At 65.8% G+C, this 18863-nt stretch carries 19 protein-coding genes; 7 read left to right on the top strand and 12 right to left on the bottom strand.

The window, feature by feature from the left end; all coding sequences use genetic code 11:
- Nucleotides 1-24 precede the first annotated feature (24 nt).
- The 7 genes from A2Z13_09810 to A2Z13_09780 are packed head-to-tail and all read right to left on the bottom strand — an operon-like array spanning nucleotide 25 to nucleotide 8282.
- Complete coding sequence (locus tag A2Z13_09810) at nucleotides 25-1314, bottom strand: serine protease (protein ID OGP80941.1); 1290 nt, start codon at nucleotides 1312-1314, stop codon at nucleotides 25-27.
- Nucleotides 1315-1337: 23 nt separating this feature from the next.
- The gene (locus tag A2Z13_09805; protein ID OGP80907.1) at nucleotides 1338-2531 is read right to left on the bottom strand and encodes a hypothetical protein; all 1194 of its coding nucleotides are present in this window, start codon (nucleotides 2529-2531) and stop codon (nucleotides 1338-1340) included.
- 1 nt (nucleotide 2532) lies between these two features.
- A complete protein-coding gene (locus A2Z13_09800; protein OGP80906.1) occupies nucleotides 2533-3225 on the bottom strand; it encodes a hypothetical protein in 693 nt (230 codons plus the stop codon).
- Entirely contained in the window at nucleotides 3222-4424 is a 1203-nt protein-coding gene (locus tag A2Z13_09795; GenBank protein OGP80905.1) for a phosphopantothenoylcysteine decarboxylase, read from the bottom strand. Before A2Z13_09795 ends, A2Z13_09800 begins: the two co-directional genes overlap by 4 nt.
- A complete protein-coding gene (locus A2Z13_09790) occupies nucleotides 4425-5045 on the bottom strand; it encodes a hypothetical protein (protein OGP80940.1) in 621 nt (206 codons plus the stop codon).
- 29 nt (nucleotides 5046-5074) lie between these two features.
- Nucleotides 5075-7573: a nucleotidyltransferase gene (locus tag A2Z13_09785; protein ID OGP80904.1), complete on the bottom strand. Its 2499-nt coding sequence runs from the start codon at nucleotides 7571-7573 to the stop codon at nucleotides 5075-5077.
- Between the two features lie 28 nt (nucleotides 7574-7601).
- Nucleotides 7602-8282, bottom strand: coding sequence for a hypothetical protein (locus A2Z13_09780; GenBank protein OGP80903.1), 681 nt, complete (start codon nucleotides 8280-8282; stop codon nucleotides 7602-7604).
- 34 nt (nucleotides 8283-8316) lie between these two features.
- On the opposite strand from A2Z13_09780, the gene A2Z13_09775 reads away from it, so the two are divergent.
- Nucleotides 8317-8730 (top strand): NUDIX hydrolase, encoded by a 414-nt coding sequence (locus A2Z13_09775; protein OGP80902.1) that lies wholly within the window; start codon nucleotides 8317-8319, stop codon nucleotides 8728-8730.
- 450 nt (nucleotides 8731-9180) lie between these two features.
- Here the strand turns inward: A2Z13_09775 and A2Z13_09770 are convergent, their stop codons facing one another.
- The 4 genes from A2Z13_09770 to A2Z13_09755 are packed head-to-tail and all read right to left on the bottom strand — an operon-like array spanning nucleotide 9181 to nucleotide 12585.
- Complete coding sequence (locus tag A2Z13_09770) at nucleotides 9181-10377, bottom strand: aspartate aminotransferase (protein ID OGP80939.1); 1197 nt, start codon at nucleotides 10375-10377, stop codon at nucleotides 9181-9183.
- Nucleotides 10378-10413: 36 nt separating this feature from the next.
- Nucleotides 10414-10902 (bottom strand): pantetheine-phosphate adenylyltransferase, encoded by a 489-nt coding sequence (locus tag A2Z13_09765; GenBank protein OGP80901.1) that lies wholly within the window; start codon nucleotides 10900-10902, stop codon nucleotides 10414-10416.
- A gap of 34 nt (nucleotides 10903-10936) precedes the next feature.
- Complete coding sequence (locus A2Z13_09760) at nucleotides 10937-11488, bottom strand: 16S rRNA (guanine(966)-N(2))-methyltransferase RsmD (GenBank protein ID OGP80900.1); 552 nt, start codon at nucleotides 11486-11488, stop codon at nucleotides 10937-10939.
- Between the two features lie 8 nt (nucleotides 11489-11496).
- Nucleotides 11497-12585 carry a fructose-bisphosphate aldolase gene (locus A2Z13_09755; protein OGP80899.1) on the bottom strand — a complete coding sequence of 363 codons (1089 nt, stop codon included), beginning with the start codon at nucleotides 12583-12585 and terminating at the stop codon, nucleotides 11497-11499.
- 154 nt (nucleotides 12586-12739) lie between these two features.
- On the opposite strand from A2Z13_09755, the gene A2Z13_09750 reads away from it, so the two are divergent.
- From A2Z13_09750 to A2Z13_09725, 6 genes are read left to right on the top strand one after another with little or no spacing between them, the layout of a single operon-like run.
- Nucleotides 12740-14281, top strand: coding sequence for a hypothetical protein (locus tag A2Z13_09750; protein OGP80898.1), 1542 nt, complete (start codon nucleotides 12740-12742; stop codon nucleotides 14279-14281).
- A complete protein-coding gene (locus A2Z13_09745; protein ID OGP80897.1) occupies nucleotides 14278-15510 on the top strand; it encodes a hypothetical protein in 1233 nt (410 codons plus the stop codon). Before A2Z13_09750 ends, A2Z13_09745 begins: the two co-directional genes overlap by 4 nt.
- A complete protein-coding gene (locus tag A2Z13_09740; GenBank protein OGP80896.1) occupies nucleotides 15488-16204 on the top strand; it encodes a macrolide ABC transporter ATP-binding protein in 717 nt (238 codons plus the stop codon). Before A2Z13_09745 ends, A2Z13_09740 begins: the two co-directional genes overlap by 23 nt.
- On the top strand, nucleotides 16201-17406 hold the full coding sequence (locus tag A2Z13_09735) for a hypothetical protein (GenBank protein ID OGP80895.1): 1206 nt from the start codon (nucleotides 16201-16203) through the stop codon (nucleotides 17404-17406). The genes A2Z13_09740 and A2Z13_09735 overlap by 4 nt, the downstream gene beginning before the upstream one ends.
- Nucleotides 17403-18236 (top strand): hypothetical protein, encoded by an 834-nt coding sequence (locus A2Z13_09730; GenBank protein OGP80894.1) that lies wholly within the window; start codon nucleotides 17403-17405, stop codon nucleotides 18234-18236. Before A2Z13_09735 ends, A2Z13_09730 begins: the two co-directional genes overlap by 4 nt.
- A 45-nt stretch (nucleotides 18237-18281) precedes the next feature.
- A complete protein-coding gene (locus A2Z13_09725) occupies nucleotides 18282-18476 on the top strand; it encodes a disulfide oxidoreductase (GenBank protein OGP80893.1) in 195 nt (64 codons plus the stop codon).
- A 7-nt stretch (nucleotides 18477-18483) separates the two neighbouring features.
- Here the strand turns inward: A2Z13_09725 and A2Z13_09720 are convergent, their stop codons facing one another.
- A complete protein-coding gene (locus A2Z13_09720; GenBank protein ID OGP80938.1) occupies nucleotides 18484-18861 on the bottom strand; it encodes a 6-carboxytetrahydropterin synthase QueD in 378 nt (125 codons plus the stop codon).
- Between the last annotated feature and the right edge of the window lie 2 nt (nucleotides 18862-18863).

Raw genomic sequence — 18863 nt, 5'->3', positions numbered from 1 at the left:
CCGGGATTCTCCGAGGAATCCCTTTCAGCTGCGCGTATTCCTGGGCTCGACGAGGAGCGTCATCCCCTCCCGGCCGACGACGGTCACCTTTTCTCCCTTCCTCAGGGAGACGCCGCACCGGGCGTTCCACCACTCCCCGAGGACGAACACCTTGCCTTCTCCCGCGAAGTCCTCCATCGCCTCCCCGGTTTCCCCGATCATCCCCTCCGCTCCCGTGACGGGCCTGCGCAACTGGCTTCGCACCGCCAGCGTGATGACCGTCGTGAAAAAGACCACCGAGGCTCCGACCATCGACAGCAGCACCCCCCACGAAATCCGCAGGTACGGATCCGCGGAGGCGCGGAAGAGCATCAGGCTCCCCAGGAGCATCGATACGATTCCCCCGATCGTCAGTGCGCCGTAAGAGTGTACCTTGACCTCCAGGATGAAGAGGAGGATCGCCAGTGCGATGAGGAGGAATCCGGCGTAGTTGGCCGAGAGCGTCTGCAGGGAGTAGAACCCCAGGATCAGGGAGATTCCGCCGACGATCCCCGGGAAGACGGCGCCGGGGTTGGAGAGCTCGAAGAAGATCCCGTAGATGCCGATCATCATCAGGATGTAGGCGATGTTGGGGTCGGCCAGCGAGGACAGGATGCGATGGCGGATCCCCATGGGGACCCGGGTCACCTGGATCCCCTTCGTGCTCAGGACGATCGCCTCCTCCCCCTTGCGGATCTCCTTCCCGTCCAACCTGGAAAGCAGGTCGCCAAGCGACGGCGCGACCAGGTCGATGACGTGCTTCTCGAGGGCCTCCCTTTCCGTGAGGGAGGTGCTCTCCCGGACGGCGCTCTCCGCCCAGTCCGCGTTGCGCCCTTTCTTCTCCGCCAGGGACCGGGCGTACGCGGCGGCGTCGTTCTCCACTTTTCTCGTCATGGTGTTGTCCATCCCGCCGCCCCCGATGCTCACCGGGTGGGCCGCACCGATGTTCGTGCCGGGTGCCATGGCGGCGACGTCCGACGCAAGGGTGATGAGAACCCCGGCGGAGGCCGCGCGGGCGCCCGATGGCGAGACGTAGACGACCACGGGGATCCGGGTCCTGATGATCTCCTGGACCATCTGCCGCATCGCGCTGTCGAGGCCGCCGGGGGTGTCCAGCTCCAGGACGATCAGGGCGGCTCCCGCTTCTTCCGCCTTTTCGATGACGGAAGACAGATAATCGGCGGTGACGGGGTTGATGGAGGTGGCGATCGTCGCGATCACCGCTCCGTGGGGCGCTTCCGCGGAGACGGCGCGCGCGGGAAGGACGGCGACGAGAAGGAGGAGCACGAAAAGGATCCCCTGTCGGGCAGACCGCAGCGTCACGACGACCTCTTCCGATAGACGGCGAATTTCAGGTACTCGGTTTCCGGCACCCCGAGCAGGACCGGGTGGTCGGGAGGCTGCCCGCCTGTGACCAGCAGTTGCAGGTCCACCCGCGCATCGGCGGCGGCCGCCCTCAGTGCCTCCTTCCATTTCGCCATATCGACCCGCTGGGTGCAAGAAGCCGTCGCGAGGATCCCTCCCGGTGCAAGAACGGAGAGCCCCAGACGGTTGATGTCCCGGTATCCTCGCATCGCTCCCTCCCGGCCTTCCCGGGACTTGGCGAAAGAGGGCGGGTCCAGGACGACGAGGTCGAACCGCCGTCCGGACACGGACAGTTCGCGCAGTTCCGTGAAGAGATCGGCCGCCTTCCCCTCCCAGCGCGCGGTGAACCCGTTCCGCGCGGCGTTTTCCCTCGCGGCGGACACGGCGGGACCGGAGGAGTCGATCGCAAGGACGCTCCCGGCCCCTCCCGCGAGACTATAAAGCCCGAAGGCCCCGGTCGAGCAGAACCCGTCGAACACCTGTTTCCCCCGGGAGAGGTCCCGAACGATCCGGCGGTTCTCCCGCTGGTCCAGGAAGAACCCCGTCTTGGGCCCGGTTTCCACGTCGACGAGGAACAGCAGGCCGTCCATTTCCACTTCCTCCCGGGGTTCGCCCCCGCCGCGCAACGGCCCCTTGCTTTCAGGAAGCCCCTCCCGCTTCCTGCCGCCCCCTTCGGAGCGTTCATGGAGGAGACGGCAGGGGAACCTCTCCGCGAGCGATTCGACGATATCCTCTCGTGCGGCCTCCATCCCCGCCGTCAGGATCTGGACGCTCAGAATGGAGCCGTACCGGTCGACGATCAGGCCGGGGAGGAAATCCCCCTCCGAATACACTAGACGGAGGGCGCGCTCTCCCCCCAGCCCCGCCTCGGTCCGCCTCCTCCACGCCTCCTCGAGCCGCTCGCGGAAGAACGCCTTCCCCGGGCTCACCACCCCGCGGGAGACGACCCGCAGCGCGATGCGGCTGGCAAGATTCAAGGTTCCCGTCCCGAGGGGTTCTCCCGCCCGGGAGAGGACCCGCACCCAGGATCCGGGCGGCAGCTCCCGCGGAAGGTCGCGGAGGTCGTCCCCGAAGACCCAGAGGTGGCCGGAGCGAAGCCGCTCCTCCCCCTTCCGGCTCACCCCCACGATCGGCAGCGGCGCGCCCATATCACTTGAGATGGAGTCGCTCCGCGAGGAGGTCGAAATCGGCGAACGCCTCCGTTTCCCGGGTCTGGTTGCGAAGAATGAATGCCGGATGATACGTGGGCAGCACCGGGATGCCGTCGACCTCCCGCCACTTCCCGCGCACCCGCGTAATCTTCTCGTTCGTGCCCAGCAGGTACTGCAGGGCGACGGCACCCAGCGTGCAGACCGCCTCCGGCCGGATCGCCCGGATCTGCCGCTTGAGGTACGGCAGGCAGGAAGCGGCCTCCTCCGGGAAGGGGGCCCGGTTCCCCGGCGGCCGGCATTTGACGATGTTGGCGATGTAGACGTCCTCGCGCCGGAGGCCCAGGCGGGCGATCCACTGGTTGAGCCGCCTCCCGGCGGCCCCGACGAACGGCTCGCCCTGCCGGTCTTCTTCCTCCCCGGGTCCCTCGCCGACGAACATCAACCGGGCAAGGGGATTGCCCACTCCGAAGACGACGGTCCTTCGCCCGTTGCACAGCGGGCACCCGCGGCACGAAAGAAGCTCCTTCCGGATCTCTTCCAAGGTTTCCCCCGCCTCGGTGCCCGTAACCGTTGCAGCGGCGGATTTCGCGGCGGATGCCGGCCTTTCGGCAGGTGGCGGAACGAGGATGTAGTCGATCCCGATCTCCCGCAGGTAGGCGGCGACCATTTTCGGCGAGGGGCGTCTCGTCATCGGCGGAACAGCTTCCCGTTGAGCGCCAGCCAGACCCCCACCGCGATTCCGTCCTTGGTGGTCAGCGGAAGTTCCCGGACCTCGCCGTCCGGGAAGAAAATCCGGACCTCGTTGTCGTCTGACTCGAAGCCGATGTCGGTCCGCGAAACGTCGTTTGCCACGATCGCGTCCAGGTTCTTCCGCCGCATCTTTTCCCGCGCGTTCCGCGCGAGGTCGTCGGTTTCCGCCGCGAACCCGACCAGGACCCGGTTCCCCTTTTTCTTTCCCAGGCACTCCAGGATGTCCACCGTGGGAGAAAGCTCCACGCGGTAGTCGAAGCTCTCCTTCTTGATCTTGCCGGGCGCGGACCTCTTGGCCTTGAAATCGGCGACCGCCGCGCACATCACGACGGCTTCGGCATCCTCGGCCGCGCGGGAGACGGCGGAAAACATCTCCTCCGCCGTCCGGACGCGGACGGTCGTCAGGAAAAGGGGGTCGGGCAGGGCCGTCGGGCCGGACACCAGCGTCACCTGCGCCCCGAGACGGCGCGCGGCGCGGGCCATCGCGAATCCCATCTTGCCCGAGGCCCGGTTCGAGAGAAAGCGGATCGGATCCAGGGGCTCTGCCGTCGGGCCGGCGCTCACGACCACCCTCTTCCCCGCCAGGGGCTTCTCCGACAGGAGGATCCGGGCCATTTCGAGGATCTTCCCGACGTCCGCAAGCCGCCCGGGTCCCACCGTCCCGCAGGCGAGCTCGCCTTCGTCCGGCTCCACGAAGTGGAAACCCCGCGCCGAAAGAACCGAAAGGTTTTCCTGCACCGCCGCGGAGGCGTACATCTGCGAGTTCATCGCCGGGGCGATCAGCACCGGCGCCGTCGTCGCCATCACGACCGTCGAAAGCATGTCGTCCGCGATCCCGTTTCGGATCTTCCCGAGGATGTTCGCCGTCGCCGGGGCGATCAGCAGCAGGTGGGCCCGTTGCGCGAGGGAGATGTGCCCGATCTCCGACTCGGAGATGAGGTTGAACAGATCCGTCACCACCGGGTTCCTGGCCAGGGTCTGCAGGGTCAGCGGCGTGATGAACTGGGCCCCCGAAGCGGTGAGGATCACGTGGACGTTCGCCGACTCCTTCCGGAGCTCCCGGACGATCTCGCACGCCTTGTAGGCGGCGATTCCGCCCGTCACCCCCAGGACCACCTCCCTGCCGGAGAAGATGCCCATCTACCCGCCCCCCGTGAAAAATGGATTGGACCGCTTCTCCCCGCCGACCGTGGTGGCCGGTCCGTGCCCCGGGAACAGTACGGTATCGTCGGGGAGGACGAAGATCTTCTCCCGCACCGCCCGGATCAGCGCGTCGTAGTCTCCCCCGGGCAGGTCGGTCCTGCCGATCGACCCGGCGAAGATCAGGTCCCCGACGAACGCCATTTTCTCGCTTTCCATGATGTAGGATACACAGCCCGGCGTGTGCCCGGGAGTGTGCGACACGCGGAACTCCCGGTCTGCAAACGGGACTCGATCTCCCTCCCCCACGAGAACGTCCGGCGATGGGGTGTTCGGTATCAACAGGCCGAACATCAGCCCCTGGCGCCGGGCGGTCTTCATCCGCTCGACGTCGTCGGGGTGGAGGTGGACCTTCGCACCCGATTTTTTGCGGAGGAGCCCGACCGCTCCCACGTGGTCGAAGTGGCCGTGCGTGAGCAGGATCTTGTCCACTTCCAGTCCCAGCCTCCCGATCTCCCCGAGGATCGCCTCGCCGTCGTCCCCCGGGTCGATCACCACCGCCTTGCGGGTGGAAACATGCTCGACGATGTAGCAGCTCACCGCAAGCGGTCCCACCTCCATGACGTGAACGCGTACCGTCTGCCCTTTGTTCAAAGCCCTTTGCTCCACGAGGAGAAGAGGTCCGTGTAGTGCACCAAGAGACCCTCGGCGTTCCGCCGATCCTCCGCTTCGACGCACAGGTGGAAGTAGGCCTCGTCCTGGCTGGGGTAGAATAGTACCCAGTCCTCGCCGTGGAAGATCTTCACGCCGTCGATGAACTGGCTGGGCTTCCCCTTGGCGTGGGTCGCCAGAACGCGCATCAGGGCCCCCTTGTGTTCCCAGGCGCAGGGGATTTTCTTCTGGACGAACACCGTCGGGGGAATCTCCCGGAGGACGTCGGAGAGCGCGCGCTCCTCGCCCGCCAGAAGCTCCATCAGCTTGACGATCCCGAACATCCCGTCGAACGCGGGCTGGAATCGGGGGAAGACGTACCCGCCGTTGCCGTCGCCGACGAACTCCACCCCCTCCCGCGCGGCCGTTTCCACGAGGGAGCGCGGCAGGGTCCGGCTGCGGACGACGGCCATTCCGAACCTCGCCGCGATCTTTTCGATGTTGCGGGAGGCGGTCACCGGCACTCCCACCAACCCCTTCCGGTTCTGCCGGCAGACCAGGAGGCAGAAGATCTGGAGGGCCACCCAGTCGGAGAGGACGTCCCCCTTCTCGTCGATCAGGAAGATTTTCTCTCCGCCCGTGTCGATCATCACGCCGAAGTTGGCCGAAAGGGACCGCGCGATGGCGGACAGGTGATGGAGCCCCTTGTCGAACTCCTCCTGCGTCCTGGTGATCTTTTCCGGGTCCAGCATGGCGTTCAGTGCCACCGTCTCGACCCCGAGCCGCCCCAGGATGCGGGGGTAGATCAGGGCGGAGGCGCCGTAGGAGTAATCGATCACGATGTTGAACCCGCGTCCGCGGATCGCCTTTGTATCGACGGATTTCAGGAAGCCGTCAACGTAGGTTTCGAACCCTCCGACGGGGAAGGTGATCTGCCCCGTCTCCTCGATGTCGGCTCGAACGAAATCCTCCCGAAAGAAGAGCGACTCGATGTTCTTCTCCAGCGCCATCGAAAGGTCGAGGCCGGTATCGTCGAAAAACTTGATATCGATGAACTTGGGATTGAAGGGGCTCTTGCGGGTGTGGACCCCTCCGCGCTCATCCCGGTGACCCCGGGCGAGGAACCGCACCACGGGCAGCGGAGTCACCCCGAAATCATGGACGTCGACGCCCACCGAGAGCATCCCGGTCATGATGGCCCGGTTGATCATCCGGGAGGCCTTGTGGCTGTCCCGGCTGGTGGAGAGGACCACCTTTTTGCCGAACGTCGCCGCGTAGGCGGCGCCCAGCTTGGCGGCAAACTCGGGCGAGATCTCCAGGTTGGCCAGGCCGTAGATGCCGTAGGCGCCGAACAGGGAGCGCGCCCACTTCTCTCCCCAGATGAGCGAGGAAGAGAGGACGGCGCCGTCCTCGACCACCTTGTGGGGCCAGACCTTCACGTTCGCCTTGACCACCGCCCCGGTGCCGATGCGGCAATGGTCGCCGATGACCGCGCGCTCGGCGAGGAAGGCGTGGCCCCGGATCTCGCAGTCCGATCCGATGATGTTCTCGAGGAGCCGCGCGCCCTTGTGGATTGTGGTTCGCGGCCACACCACCGACGACTGGATGACGGTGCCGTCCTCCACGATGCACCCGTCCCCGAGCACGGAGTTTTCCACGACGGCCTCGCCATAAATGGCGCAGTTTTTTCCGAGAACGACGTTTTTCAGCTCGGCGGTGTATTCGATGTGCGTGTCTTCGCCGATCCAGACGTTCCCGGTGCCGGCCCTCTTCCCCTCGAACTCGATTGCCGCCTTCCCCGCCAGGATGTCCAGGTGCACGTTCAGGTACTCGGAGAGGTTCCCCACGTCCTTCCAGTACCCTTCCGCGATGTACCCCAGCAGGCGGTCCCCCCGGGAGAGCATCGCCGGGAAGAGGTTCTTGCTGAAGTCGAAGTTCTTCTTCTCCGGGATCAGGGAGAGCACTTCGGGCTCGAAGATGTAGATTCCCGTATTGATCGTGTCGGAGAAGACCTCCCCCCAGGACGGTTTCTCCAGGAACCGGACGATCCGGCCGTCTTCGTCCGTCAGGACGATCCCGTACTGGAGAGGATTGGGCACCCGGGTGAGGACGATCGTGGCGGCCGCCTTGCGCTCCCGGTGGAACTCGAACGCCTTGGAGAGGTCGAAGTCCGTGAGGATGTCGGCGCTGATGACGAGGAAGGTGCCGTCCAGGAGCTCCTCGGCGTTCTTGACCGCCCCGGCGGTTCCGTAATCCGCCTCCGCGCCGATGTAGTTGATCCTCACCCCCCACCGGGAGCCGTCGCCGAAGTAGGAGGTGATCTTCTCCGGGTAGAAATAGAGCAGGACCTCCAGGTCCTGGATCCCCCCCTTGGCGAGCAGGCGGACCACGTGCTCCATCATGGGGCGGTTGGCCACGTACGCCATCGGCTTGGGCAGCTTCTCCGTCAGCGGGCGCATCCTCGTCCCGAATCCCCCGGCCATCACGACAGCCTTCATGATCGGCCTCCTTGCGATGGTTTCCGTCTCACAGCAGGCGGAACAGCTTCGTCACCCCGAAGTACCCGAACGACAGCGCGAAGAAGAAAAGGAAGCCGGCGCAGACGCCGACGATCCCGCGGTAGATGCGGTCGGTGAACCGTCCCCGCCCCGCGGACACGGTCAGGCCGACGAACAGGAACCAGGCGATGTCGGCCAGAATGTGGCCGGCGAAAAAGAAGGCCACGCCGGTGAGCCCCTGCCCACTGGAGAGCGCCAGGTATCCCAGCCCGATCGTCGCCCACCACAGCGACCAGTAGGGGTTGGAGATCGAGGCGATGATGCCGTCCGCCACGGGACGCCAGAGGTTGCGGGCATTCCCCGTATCGGGACCGGCGGCATTCGAAGCCCCTGCGCCGGGGTCGAACCGGAGGGAACGGACCTCGCGCACCATTCCGACCGCCATCCACAAAAGCGCGCTGCAGCCGGCCAGCGCGATGACGGTCGTCGCCGCCTCCCCTTTCAACCACTCCGCGAGACCCAGCATAAGGAGCGCCAGGAGCCCCAGCTCCAGGATCCCGTGGCCGAGCACGAGCAGCGGCGCAGCGATAAAACCGCGGCGGGTAGTGTCGCGGATGGTCACCGCAAGGAGCGGCCCGGGCATCAGCGCCCCGGAGAGCGCGATGATGAAGGAAGACACGAAGATGGCGGCGGGATTCGTGAAATTCATATACAATTTTATAGCATAAATAGGGAGATCCCGCATGAAACCGGCGCCACCCGTCCCCACCGTCGACGTGATCATCGAAGTGGAAGACCGGATCGTGCTGATCCGGCGCAAGCACCCCCCGCCGGGGTGGGCCATCCCGGGCGGGTTCATCGACGCGGGGGAGAGGGCGCAGGACGCGGCCGTCCGCGAAGCGTTGGAGGAGACAGGCCTGCGGGTAACCCTGACGGGGCTGCTCGGCGTCTATTCCGACCCCGCCCGCGACTCCCGCAGGCACACGATTTCAACGGTTTACATGGGGAAAGCGGAAGGAACGCCTTCAGGGGCCGACGACGCCGTGGAGGCGCGGCTCTTCCCGGAGCACGACCTCCCGACGCCGCTCGCCTTCGACCACGCGCAGATCCTCGCCGACTACTTCCGTTTCAAGAGGACCGGCGAGCGTCCGCTGTAAAGCCGCAGGCCTTTTTTCGTAGGGCAAGCTATGGGAGCTCCGCGGCTACGCCTCCGGAGCTCCCCCGTCGCGTTCCGCCTTGTCTCCCCGGCTTCGTCCAGCAAGCGTGCCCCAAGGTCCTTTCCCCGGCCTTCGGTCACCCGATTCAGTACGCCAGGCTTTTCGGTTGCCAGGGACGCGGGGCCTTTCGCCGATTCCGCCTGCGTCTCCTCGCGAGGGGGACTCCTGCGGCGGCCGCGGATCCATGGTCGCTTGCTCCGATGCAAGCGTTACCTGCTTCGCTGCCACAGCAGGGAAGGAAACTTGCACCCGCGGCGGTACGCGCACCTAACGAAAGGCGCATGTCATAGGAGGGTCCGGCGGAGCCGCCGAAGGAGGAGGCGCAGCGCCTTCCGTTACGAGTAACGCGGCCGGGGGGGCATCGCGGCGGCGACGCCTCCCCGATGCAGGCTACCGGAGCGCCTGGACGGCGGCCTCGATCCGGTCGATCCCCTTGACGATGTTCGCCATCGACATCGCGTACGACAGTCGCTGGCAGGCGTCCGCGCCGAACGCCACTCCCGGCACCGCAGCGACCTTGTGCTCCTCCAGCAGGTACGCCGCCAGCTCGGTCGAGTTGCCGATCTTCTTCCCCGAGGGAGTCTTCTTCCTGTACAGCTTCGAGAAGTTCGGGAAGACGTAGAACGCCCCCTGCGGCAGGAGGCAGGACACGCCCGGGATGCTGTTCAGCCGGTCGACCATGTAGCGGCGCCGCTTGTCGAACTCCTCCACCCACGTCTTCATGAAGTCCTGCGGCCCGTTGAGCGCCGTGATGGCCGCCTTGTCGCAGAAGGAGACGGGATTGGACGTGCTCTGGCTCTGGATGTTGTTCATCGCCGCCACGAGGTCCTTGTCCGCAGCGACGTAGCCGATCCGCCAGCCGGTCATCGAGAACGCCTTGGACAGCCCGTTCACCAGGATCGTCCGCTTCTTGATCTCCGGGCCGAACGAGGCGATGCTCGAGAACTCGAACCCGTCGTAGACGATCTTCTCGTAGATCTCGTCGGAGAGGACGGTGATATCCCGCCGGACGATCACGTCCGCCAGCTTCTTGAGTTCAGGCCGGGTATAGGCCGATCCCGTGGGGTTGGAGGGGCTGTTCAGCACCACGCACTTCGTCTTGGAGGTGATCGACTTGTTGAGCTGCGCGGCGGTCATCTTGAACCCGTTCTTCTGCGTCGTTTCGACGATCACGGGCGTCCCGCCGGCCAGCAGGACGATGTCCGGGTAGGAGACCCAGTACGGGGCCGGGATGATGACCTCGTCGCCCCTCTCGAAGAACGCCTGTGCAACGTTGTAGATGGAATGCTTGGCGCCCAGCGACACGATGATGTTCTCCCGCCCGTACTCGAGGCCGTTGTCGCGCTTGAGCTTGGCGATGACCGCGTCCTTGAGCTCCGGCGAACCGGGGACGGGGGTGTATTTCGTGTATCCCTCATCCAAAGCTTTCTTCGCGGCCTCCTTGATGTGATCGGGAGTGTCGAAGTCCGGCTCCCCCGCTCCGAAGCCGACCACGTCGACCCCTTGCGCCTTCATCGCCTTCGCCTTGCTCGTGATCGCCAGCGTCGGTGAAGGCTTGATTTTCCCCACCCTGCCTGCAAGCTTCATCATGCTTCGCTCCTTTCCACGGATGCGGATCGTTGGCTACCTGCTCTTCCTGATTTTCCAAAGGACCTTCTCCCGGACCAGCGCGGGGACCAGGTCGTCGATCTTTCCACCAAAGGCGGCGATCTCCTTGGCGATGTTGGAGCTGATGTAGGAGTACCGCTCCCCCGTCATCATGAAGACCGTGTCCATCTCGGGCGCCAGCTTCTTGTTCATGTGCGCCATCTGGAACTCGTATTCGAAATCCGAAATGGCCCGCAGGCCCCGGACCAGCACGTGGGCCCCCTTGTCCCGGGCGTAATCGACCAGGAGCCCGCGGAAGGAGTCGACCTTCACGTTGGAATAGGGCCGCGTGAGCTTGCGCAGCATGGCCCCCCGCTCCGCCGGGGTGAACATGACGTTCTTCCGGAGGTTGCTGGCCACCGCGACGATCACCTGCGAGAACACCCGCGACGACCGTTCAATGATGTCGAGGTGCCCGAAGGTCGGGGGATCGAACGAGCCTGGGTACACCGCGATCGTCCTCATCTTGTCTCCCTCTTCGAAATCATCGCATTCGCGTTCAGGAGGAAACCCTGAACATTCTCACCCTCGTGCCGCCGTACCGCCGGTCTACGGAGAGCTCCCACTCCTCCGGAAATGCAGCCTCGGGCGCCCGAAACGCTTCCTCCACCACGACCGTGCCCTCCGGCTGGAGAAGGCCCGCCCGGGAAAGTCCCGCCGCGGAATCCGCCGCCAGCCCCTTCCCGTACGGGGGGTCGAGAAACACGAGGCCGAACCGCATCGATCGTGCCCGCAGGTGGCGCAACGCCTGCCGGTAATCCAGGAGATGGCCTTCCGCTTGCCCGGCCCCCAGCGATTCGATGTTCTTCCGTAAAAAGCCGAATGCGGTCGGATCGGGTTCGACGAATACCGCCTGTGACGCCCCCCGGGAGAGCGCCTCCAGGCCCAGGGCCCCGCTTCCGGCGAAAAGGTCGAGGACGGCCATGCCGTACACCCGTTCCCCGAGGATGTCGAAGATCGCTTCCCTCACCCGGTCCGACGTAGGCCGAACAGCCAAGCCTCTCGGGGCTCGCAGGGTCCTCCCCCGCCATTTCCCCGCGACGATCCGCAAACGTTCTCTTAGACCTTGACGGCGAGGGAATCGGCGACGATCTTTGCGGTCCCCTCGGCGCGAAACGCCCGGAAGAGCTGGAGGGCTTCCCGGTAGGCCGCCTTCTCGATCTTCTCCGCGTACTCGGCCGGGATCGCGTCGATCTCCTGCTTGAACGGCTTCGTCGCGAACTTGATGTCCTTGCCGACGCCCTTTGCCCAGTCGCGCATCTTCTGCATCAGCGCGGTGGGCAGCCCCTCGTGGGCAATGTTCTGCCACTGCGTGCCGACATTCCCCTTGCGGATGCCGTAGTCGGCGAACCGGCCGATCAGGTGGAGCGGCGTGCCGGTGATCCCGTGCTGCGCGATATCGACACCGAACCGGGCGTGGACCGCCGCGTGGATCTGCCCCGTCCGCTCGAGGTCGATGAAGATCTTCTCCCCCTCCAGGTAGTTGCCGTGCTTGGAGCCGTTGTTGATGGCGAGAAGATCGGCTGCGACCCCTGCGGCGGAGAGCCGCTCCATCAGTTCGACGGCCTCTTCCACGGTGGACAGCGTGGACTCGCTCCCCGCGGATTTGATCTCCCCCACTTCGACCTCCAGCCCCAGCTTCCGCTCCCGGATCGGGGCGGAGAGCAAGGCGGTGATCCGGGCATTCTCCGGGATCGGGTTGAAGGAGGCGTCGATCGCGAAGGAGGTGTACCCGGCGGAAAGCTCTGCCGCGATCAGGGCGCGGGCCTCGTCGATCTCCTTGGCGGAGGTGTTCTTGACGGTGATATGGTCTCCGTGGATGACGAACGGAACGGAGAAGTTCACCCTCTCCGCATGGGAGAGGATCGTGTGGACGAAGGTCTCCGGGTTCATCCCCGTGTAGCCCCCGTCCACGTTTCCTTCCGTCTTCGCAAGCTCGAACGCCACGACCGCGCCCAGCTCGTCGGCGGCCCTCATGATTCCCGGGATGACCGAGGGGATGCGGATGTTGCACGCCATCACGATCCCCTTGTGCGGGGAAAGGGCCTTGAAGACGTCGCGCCCGTTGAGCGGACAGGCAGGATGGTCCCGTGGAACCTTGGCCGCGGCGTTCGGCGGCACGAACTTCTTCAACGCCGTCCAGTTCATTCAACGACCTCCAGGGAGATTGCCCCATCATTATTGGAATTTCGGGGCTCCGCGTCAAGGCGGATCAGGCCCTAAAGGACAGCCGGTTCCTTGCACCCATATCCCTCCGGCGGACGTGATAAACTATCTCCCGGCTGCCGCCCAAAGGACACCGATGAAGACGCCCTCTACGCTCATCGTCCTGCTGGCCCTCCTCGTGCCTGCCTCCTCCGCCTTCCCGGCCAGGGATAACGACGCCCCGCGGGAAATCTCCATGCGGGAATGCGTCGAGATCGCTCTCCGGGGCAACATCGACATCGCGGTTTCCCGCACCGAGCGGGACATCGCGGCCTTCGGCGTACCGATCGAGGAAGCCGCCTTCCTTCCGAGGTTCACCGGTGACCTGGGCGCCTCCCGGTCCATCACCCCCAGCGGCTCGGCGCTCGACGGGAGCCTCTCCCTCGACCAGCGGGCCTACAAGCTCGACCTGGGGGCAGAGGAGCTGCTTCGCACCGGCACGGCCTTGACGCTCGCCTTCGAGAACCAGCGACAGGAAACCGGCACCTCGATCGCCCTGCTCTCGCCGCAATACACCACGGCGCTGACCCTCTCGGCGCAGCAGCCGCTCCTGAAAAACCGGGGCCGGCAGGTCACCGAAGGGCCGCTCCGGATCGCCCGGGCCGGTGCCGCGGCCAGGACGGAGGAATGGAAGGCAAAGGCGATGGATATCGTCGCCGCTGCGCGGTCCGCGTTCCTCTCCTTTTACGCGGCCAGCCGTGAAGTGGAGGTCCGAAGGGAGGCCCTGGAGCTGGCAGACCGCTTGATGGCCCAGACCGACGCCCGGATCGAGGCCGGCGCGGCGGCTCCCATGGACCGGCTCCCCGCCGAAGCGGCGGCGGCGGCGCGGAAGGAGGAACTGATCCGCGCCGAAGCGGCGGCGCGGGGCTCGGAGGACGATCTCAAGTACCTCCTGGGCTTGCGCCTCGACCGCGAATGGGAGGAGCGGCTCACCCCCGTCCCGCCGCAGGGAGACGTCTCCCCTCCAGGAGCCGACGAATCGTTCGAGGAGGCGGTCCGGCGACGCCCGGAGGTCGCCGCCCAGGCCGAGCGAAGGAGGCAGGCCGAGATCCAGGAGGCCGTCGCCAGGAACCGGACGCTCCCCTCCCTGGACCTCACCGTCTCCGCCGGACTCTCCGGCCTGGCGGGGTCTCCCAATCCCATCCTCAACCCGTTGTTCCCCGTCTCCTCGACGGCGTTCGCGGGGAACTACGGGGACAGCATCGACCAGTTGTTTTCCGGCCGGTACTACAACTGGTTCGCGGGGCTGAAGTCGGAGATTCCCTGGAGATTCGACCGGGAGAAGGCGGAATGGGCGAAGGCCCGTTCCGCCCTCGAGGAACAGCGCCTCCTGGAGGAGGCGCTGTTCCTCAAAATCCGGACGGAGGTACGCAAAGCCGCGCGGGATCTCGAGTCGGCCCGGGAAAGGATCACCGCTTCCCGCGTCACGGTCGCAGCGGCTTCGAAGAAGCTGGAAGCGGAAGAACAGATGCTTGACCTGGGAAGATCCACCACGGTCGAGGTCCTCCGGTTCCAGAAGGACCTGTCCGAGGCGCGCCTTGCCGAGATCCGCGCGCAGGCGGACGCCTACGCCGCGGAGACCCGCCTGCGGAGGGCCGCGGGAACGATTTTCGACCGGGAAGGAATCGCCGTCCGATGAAGATGCGCACCAAGGCGATTCTCGGGGGGATCGCCCTCGTCCTTGCCGCAGCCGCGTTCGCCCTCTACCGGAGCGCCTCCGTGCTCACGGTCGACGTTTTCGAGGCGAGGAAGGGCCCGATCGACGAGATCGTCACCTCGGTTTCCGCCGGCACGGTGAAGTCCCGGCAGGAGTCCACGCTCTCGGCCGAGGTGGGGGGCCGGATCGCCAGGATCTCGGCCGACGAAGGGACCCCGGTTCGGAAGGGCGACCTGCTGGCGGTTCTGGCGGATCCGGAACTGGACCGGCAGGTGGACGCCGCCCGGGCCGACGTCCTCTCGGCTCAGGAAGGGCTCCGGCAGTCGGAGGCGAAGCGGGACGAAGCCGATCGGAGATACCGGGCCGAGTCCGCTCGCGCGGCGGCCAACCTGCGCCAGGCGAGGGATGACCACCTGCGGGCCTCCGGGCTGTTCCGCCGCGGGTTCCTCTCCAAGGCGGAGATGGAGCAGGCGGAAACCCGCCTCGCCAACGCCGAGGAAGAGGCGAAGATCGCGGATGCCGGAGAAGCGGCTGTCCGGGCGGTCGACCGGGAGATCGAGTCCCTGAAGGCGCGGGTGGTCTCCGCAAGAGCCAAGGCCGCATCCCTTGAGGGCCGCCGGGCGAAGCTGCGGATCACGGCTCCCTACGCCGGCATCGTTATCCGGAAGACGGCAGAGGTGGGGGAGACGAAGATTCCCGGCGCCCCTCTCTTCGCCCTGGCCGACCCCGGCGACCTTTACATCGAAGCGCCCATCGACGAGTCGGAGTCGGCCAAGATCAAGGTCGGCCAGAAGGTGAAGCTGTTCCCCGACGCCTACCTGGGGGAGACGTTCGCCGGGAAGGTCTCCGAGATCAAGCCGGTCGTCGAGGTCTCCAAGGAAGTCTCCCGGGCCAACACGATCCGGATCCTTCCGATCGAGCCCCCCAAGCCGCTGCGCCTCGGGATGTCGGCGGACGTCGAGGTGCTGACGGGCGGAAAGGACAACGTCCTCCTCGCCCCCTCCGCGGCGGTGATGGAGCGGGAGGGGCGGAAGTTCGTCCTTGTCGTCGCGGACGGGAGGGCCGTCCGCAGGGACGTGACCACGGGGATCTCCAACTGGGACTGGACGGAGATCCTCGTCGGGATCTCCCCGGGAGAAGCGATCATCACTTCCCTGGAGATCAAGAACCTCACCCCCGGGAGCCGCGTTGGGATCCGCAGCCGGAAGTGAGCCCCTCCTCCGCCTGAGGGGAGTCGGCAAGATTTACGAGGGCGGGGAGCAGCCCGTCGTCGGGCTCGAAGGGGTCGACCTCGACATCTTCCCCGGCGACTTCCTCGCCGTGATGGGCCCGTCGGGATCGGGCAAGTCCACCCTCATGAACCTCCTGGGCTGCCTGGACGTCCCCACTTCCGGGACCTACGAGATCAAGGGGACTCCGGTGACCCGGCTGTCTCAGGAATCCCTGGCGGAGATGCGGAACCGGGAGATCGGCTTCATCTTCCAGGTGTTCCACCTTCTACCCCGCTACACCGCCCTGAAAAACGTGGAGCTCCCCCTGCTCTATGCCGGCGTCGGGCGGGAGGAACGCTCCCGTCGGGCGCTCGAATCGTTGCGGGCCGTGGGGATCGAGGACCGGAAGAACCACCTCTCCAACCAGCTCTCCGGCGGCCAGAAGCAGAAGGTCGCCATCGCCCGCGCGCTCGTGAACCGCCCCTCCCTTCTGCTGGCCGACGAGCCGACGGGGAACCTGGACTCGAAATCCGGCGAGGAGCTGCTGGGAATCCTCACCCGTCTCAACGCCGAAGGTGCGACGATCGTCCTGGTCACGCACGACCTCGCCATCGCCCGGAACGCCAGGCGCATCGTCTACATCGTCGACGGCCGTCTGGTGACGCCGGAGGAGTACCGGGAGCTGCGCGGATGACCCCCCGGGAATTCCTCTCCGTTGCGCTCGATGCGCTGCGCACCAACCGGCTCCGGTCCGCCCTTACGATGCTCGGAGTGATCATCGGAGTGGCCGCCGTCATTCTCCTCGTCTCGCTGGGCGAGGGGACGAAGAACTACGTGGAGGAGCAGTTCGCGGGGCTGGGGGCCAACATCCTGATCGTCACGCCCGGCAAGATCGAGACCAAGGGAGGGCCGCCCATCATCGGGGCGGCGCGGCACAAGCTGACCCTGGACGACGCGAGAATCCTCGAGAAGAAGGGATACCTCTTCGGCGGGGTCGCTCCGGTGGTGTTCGGCACGTCGGAGGTGCGCCTCGGGTCCCGGTCCCGCAACGTCACCGTCCTGGGAGTAACCCCCGATTTTTCCCCGGTCCGCAACATCCACGTCGAGGTCGGGAGCTTCGTCACGGACGCGGACGTGGAGGCGAAGCGGAGGGTCTGCATGCTCGGCCGGACCGTCAAGCGCGAGCTGTTCGGAAACGCCAGCGCGCTGGGCGAGGTGGTCAAGATCTCGGGGGCGCGGTTCCGCGTGACGGGGATCATGGAACGCAAGGGGGTGAGCCTGGGATTCGACATCGACGACATCGTCTTCATCCCGGTGCGGTCGGCCATGGACATCTTCGATACCGACGCCCTCGTCGAGATCCTCATCTCCGTGCGGAACAAGAACGACATCGACTCCGGGAAGGAGCTCGCCCGGTCGCTCCTGTTCAAGAACCACAACCGTCACGAGGACTTCACGATCACCAACCAGGCGGCCATCCTCTCCTCGCTGTTCACGATCCTGGACACGCTCACCTACGTCCTCGGCGGGATCGCGGCCATCTCGCTCCTGGTCGGCGGAATCGGCATCATGAACATCATGCTGGTGACCGTGAAGGAGCGGACGAACGAGATCGGGATCCGGAAGGCCGTGGGAGCCCGGAACCGCGACATCCTCATCCAGTTCCTGATGGAGTCGACCACCCTGTCCGCGGCGGGAGGGTTTTTCGGCGTGCTCGTCGGGACGCTGGGGGCGGGCGTCATCCGGATCCTGGTCCCCAAGCTCCCTGTGGCGATCCCGCCATGGGCCGTCGTCCTGGCCTTTACCTTCTCCGTGTTTGTCGGTATCTTCTTCGGGGTCTACCCGGCGCGGAAAGCGGCCACGCTGCACCCCATCGAGGCGCTGAGATACGAATGACGAACCCGTCGCTGCGCGTAGGGCGCATCCCCTACGCGAACCTGGTCCCGATCTTCCACGCCCTCACCACCCACTTCTCGCTCGAGGACGTCCGTTTCGTCTCCGGAACCCCGTCGGAGCTCAACCGGAAACTGCGCTCGGGGCTACTGGACATCTCCCCTTCCTCCTCGATCGAGTATGCGAAGCATCCGGACCGGTACCTCCTCTGCCCGGACATCTCGATCGCCTCCCGCTCGAAGGTGATGAGCGTGCTCCTCCTCTCGAACGACCCGCTTTCGAGGATCCCGGACGGCCCCATCGCCGTCACACGTGCGTCGGACACCTCGGTCGTTCTTCTGGAGATCCTGCTTCGGGAATCCCTGGGGAAACGGAACCGCCTCGTCCGGACGGAGTTCCCGCCGGGGAAGGCGTTGCGCCATTACCCCGCCTACCTCGCCATCGGGGACGAAGCGCTGCAGGCAAGGATCTCCGGAACCGCAAAGCATGTGACCGACCTGGGTGAATGGTGGCGACGCGAAACGGGGACGCCGTTCGTCTTCGCCCTCTGGATCGTCTCCCGCGAGGCGCTTTCCAGGCGACGGGAGGCCCTTCTCGGATTCGCGCGGACGCTGCTCACCGCCAAGCGGATCGCCCGGGAATCCCTGACCCGCCCCGAACATCTCCTGATCGGCCCGGACTGGATGCCGAAGGAAATGCGCACGGCCTACTGGAGAAATCTCTCCTACGACCTGAAGGAGGAGAAGCAGGGACTCGTGAAGTTCTACCGTCTTGCGAAGAAGATCGGGCGGATCCCCTCGGAGCCCCCCCTCCGATTCCTCGAACTTCCCTGACCGGCCGCCGTGATAAAATGGGTCCATCCCGCCGGGAGGGCCGCCATGATCCACAAGGACATGAAGATCGAGGACGTCGTTCGGAAATTCCCCCGGACGATCCCGGTCTTCGAGCGTTTCGGGATCGACTGCGCCGGGTGTCAGCTCTCCGAGTTCGAGAACCTCGAACACGGCGCCAAGGTCCACGGAATCAACCTCGAAGAATTTCTGAAACGGTTGAATGAATCGCTGAAGCCGTGACGTCGCTTCAGGCGCGGCGGGTGAACGAAGCCCGGGCGTCGTCGGACTCCCCGACGGTGACCCGGCGAAGGCGCGCCGGCGCGGGGATCTTCCCTTCCATTTCGCCGAAAATGTAGCGTGCGAGGTTCTCGGACGACGGGTTCTGCACGTCGAACGGCGGGATCTCGTTCAGGTACCTGTGGTCCATCCCCGAAAGGATGTCGTGGAGTCTTTCCTTCATCTCCCGGAAATCCATCGCCATCCCCTGCTCGTCCAGGCTCTCCGACTCGACGGTCACTTCCACCTGCCAGTTGTGGCCGTGCAGCCGCTCGCAGTTCCCTCCATATTCCCGCAGGCGGTGGGCCGCGGAGAACGAGGAGCGGATGGTCAGGGTGTATACCTCCATCT

It is taken from the genome of Deltaproteobacteria bacterium RBG_16_64_85 (assembly GCA_001798885.1).
In the GTDB taxonomy this organism is placed as follows: Bacteria; Desulfobacterota; Deferrimicrobia; order Deferrimicrobiales; family Deferrimicrobiaceae; genus FEB-35.
This window is presented reverse-complemented; position numbering and strand designations above follow the sequence as displayed.

Excerpts from the sequence above, each read along its gene's own strand:
- A2Z13_09725 (OGP80893.1), top strand. The coding sequence starts at position 18,282 with ATGATCCACAAGGACATGAAGATCGAGGACGTCGTTCGGAAATTCCCC.
- A2Z13_09795 (OGP80905.1), bottom strand. The coding sequence starts at position 4,424 with ATGGGCATCTTCTCCGGCAGGGAGGTGGTCCTGGGGGTGACGGGCGGA.
- A2Z13_09765 (OGP80901.1), bottom strand. The coding sequence starts at position 10,902 with ATGAGGACGATCGCGGTGTACCCAGGCTCGTTCGATCCCCCGACCTTC.
- A2Z13_09770 (OGP80939.1), bottom strand. The coding sequence starts at position 10,377 with ATGAAGCTTGCAGGCAGGGTGGGGAAAATCAAGCCTTCACCGACGCTG.
- A2Z13_09745 (OGP80897.1), top strand. The coding sequence starts at position 14,278 with ATGAAGATGCGCACCAAGGCGATTCTCGGGGGGATCGCCCTCGTCCTT.
- A2Z13_09790 (OGP80940.1), bottom strand. The coding sequence starts at position 5,045 with ATGGAGGTGGGACCGCTTGCGGTGAGCTGCTACATCGTCGAGCATGTT.
- A2Z13_09755 (OGP80899.1), bottom strand. The coding sequence starts at position 12,585 with ATGAACTGGACGGCGTTGAAGAAGTTCGTGCCGCCGAACGCCGCGGCC.
- A2Z13_09800 (OGP80906.1), bottom strand. The coding sequence starts at position 3,225 with ATGACGAGACGCCCCTCGCCGAAAATGGTCGCCGCCTACCTGCGGGAG.
- A2Z13_09750 (OGP80898.1), top strand. The coding sequence starts at position 12,740 with ATGAAGACGCCCTCTACGCTCATCGTCCTGCTGGCCCTCCTCGTGCCT.
- A2Z13_09805 (OGP80907.1), bottom strand. The coding sequence starts at position 2,531 with ATGGGCGCGCCGCTGCCGATCGTGGGGGTGAGCCGGAAGGGGGAGGAG.
- A2Z13_09785 (OGP80904.1), bottom strand. The coding sequence starts at position 7,573 with ATGAAGGCTGTCGTGATGGCCGGGGGATTCGGGACGAGGATGCGCCCG.
- A2Z13_09730 (OGP80894.1), top strand. The coding sequence starts at position 17,403 with ATGACGAACCCGTCGCTGCGCGTAGGGCGCATCCCCTACGCGAACCTG.
- A2Z13_09735 (OGP80895.1), top strand. The coding sequence starts at position 16,201 with ATGACCCCCCGGGAATTCCTCTCCGTTGCGCTCGATGCGCTGCGCACC.
- A2Z13_09780 (OGP80903.1), bottom strand. The coding sequence starts at position 8,282 with ATGAATTTCACGAATCCCGCCGCCATCTTCGTGTCTTCCTTCATCATC.
- A2Z13_09775 (OGP80902.1), top strand. The coding sequence starts at position 8,317 with ATGAAACCGGCGCCACCCGTCCCCACCGTCGACGTGATCATCGAAGTG.
- A2Z13_09720 (OGP80938.1), bottom strand. The coding sequence starts at position 18,861 with ATGGAGGTATACACCCTGACCATCCGCTCCTCGTTCTCCGCGGCCCAC.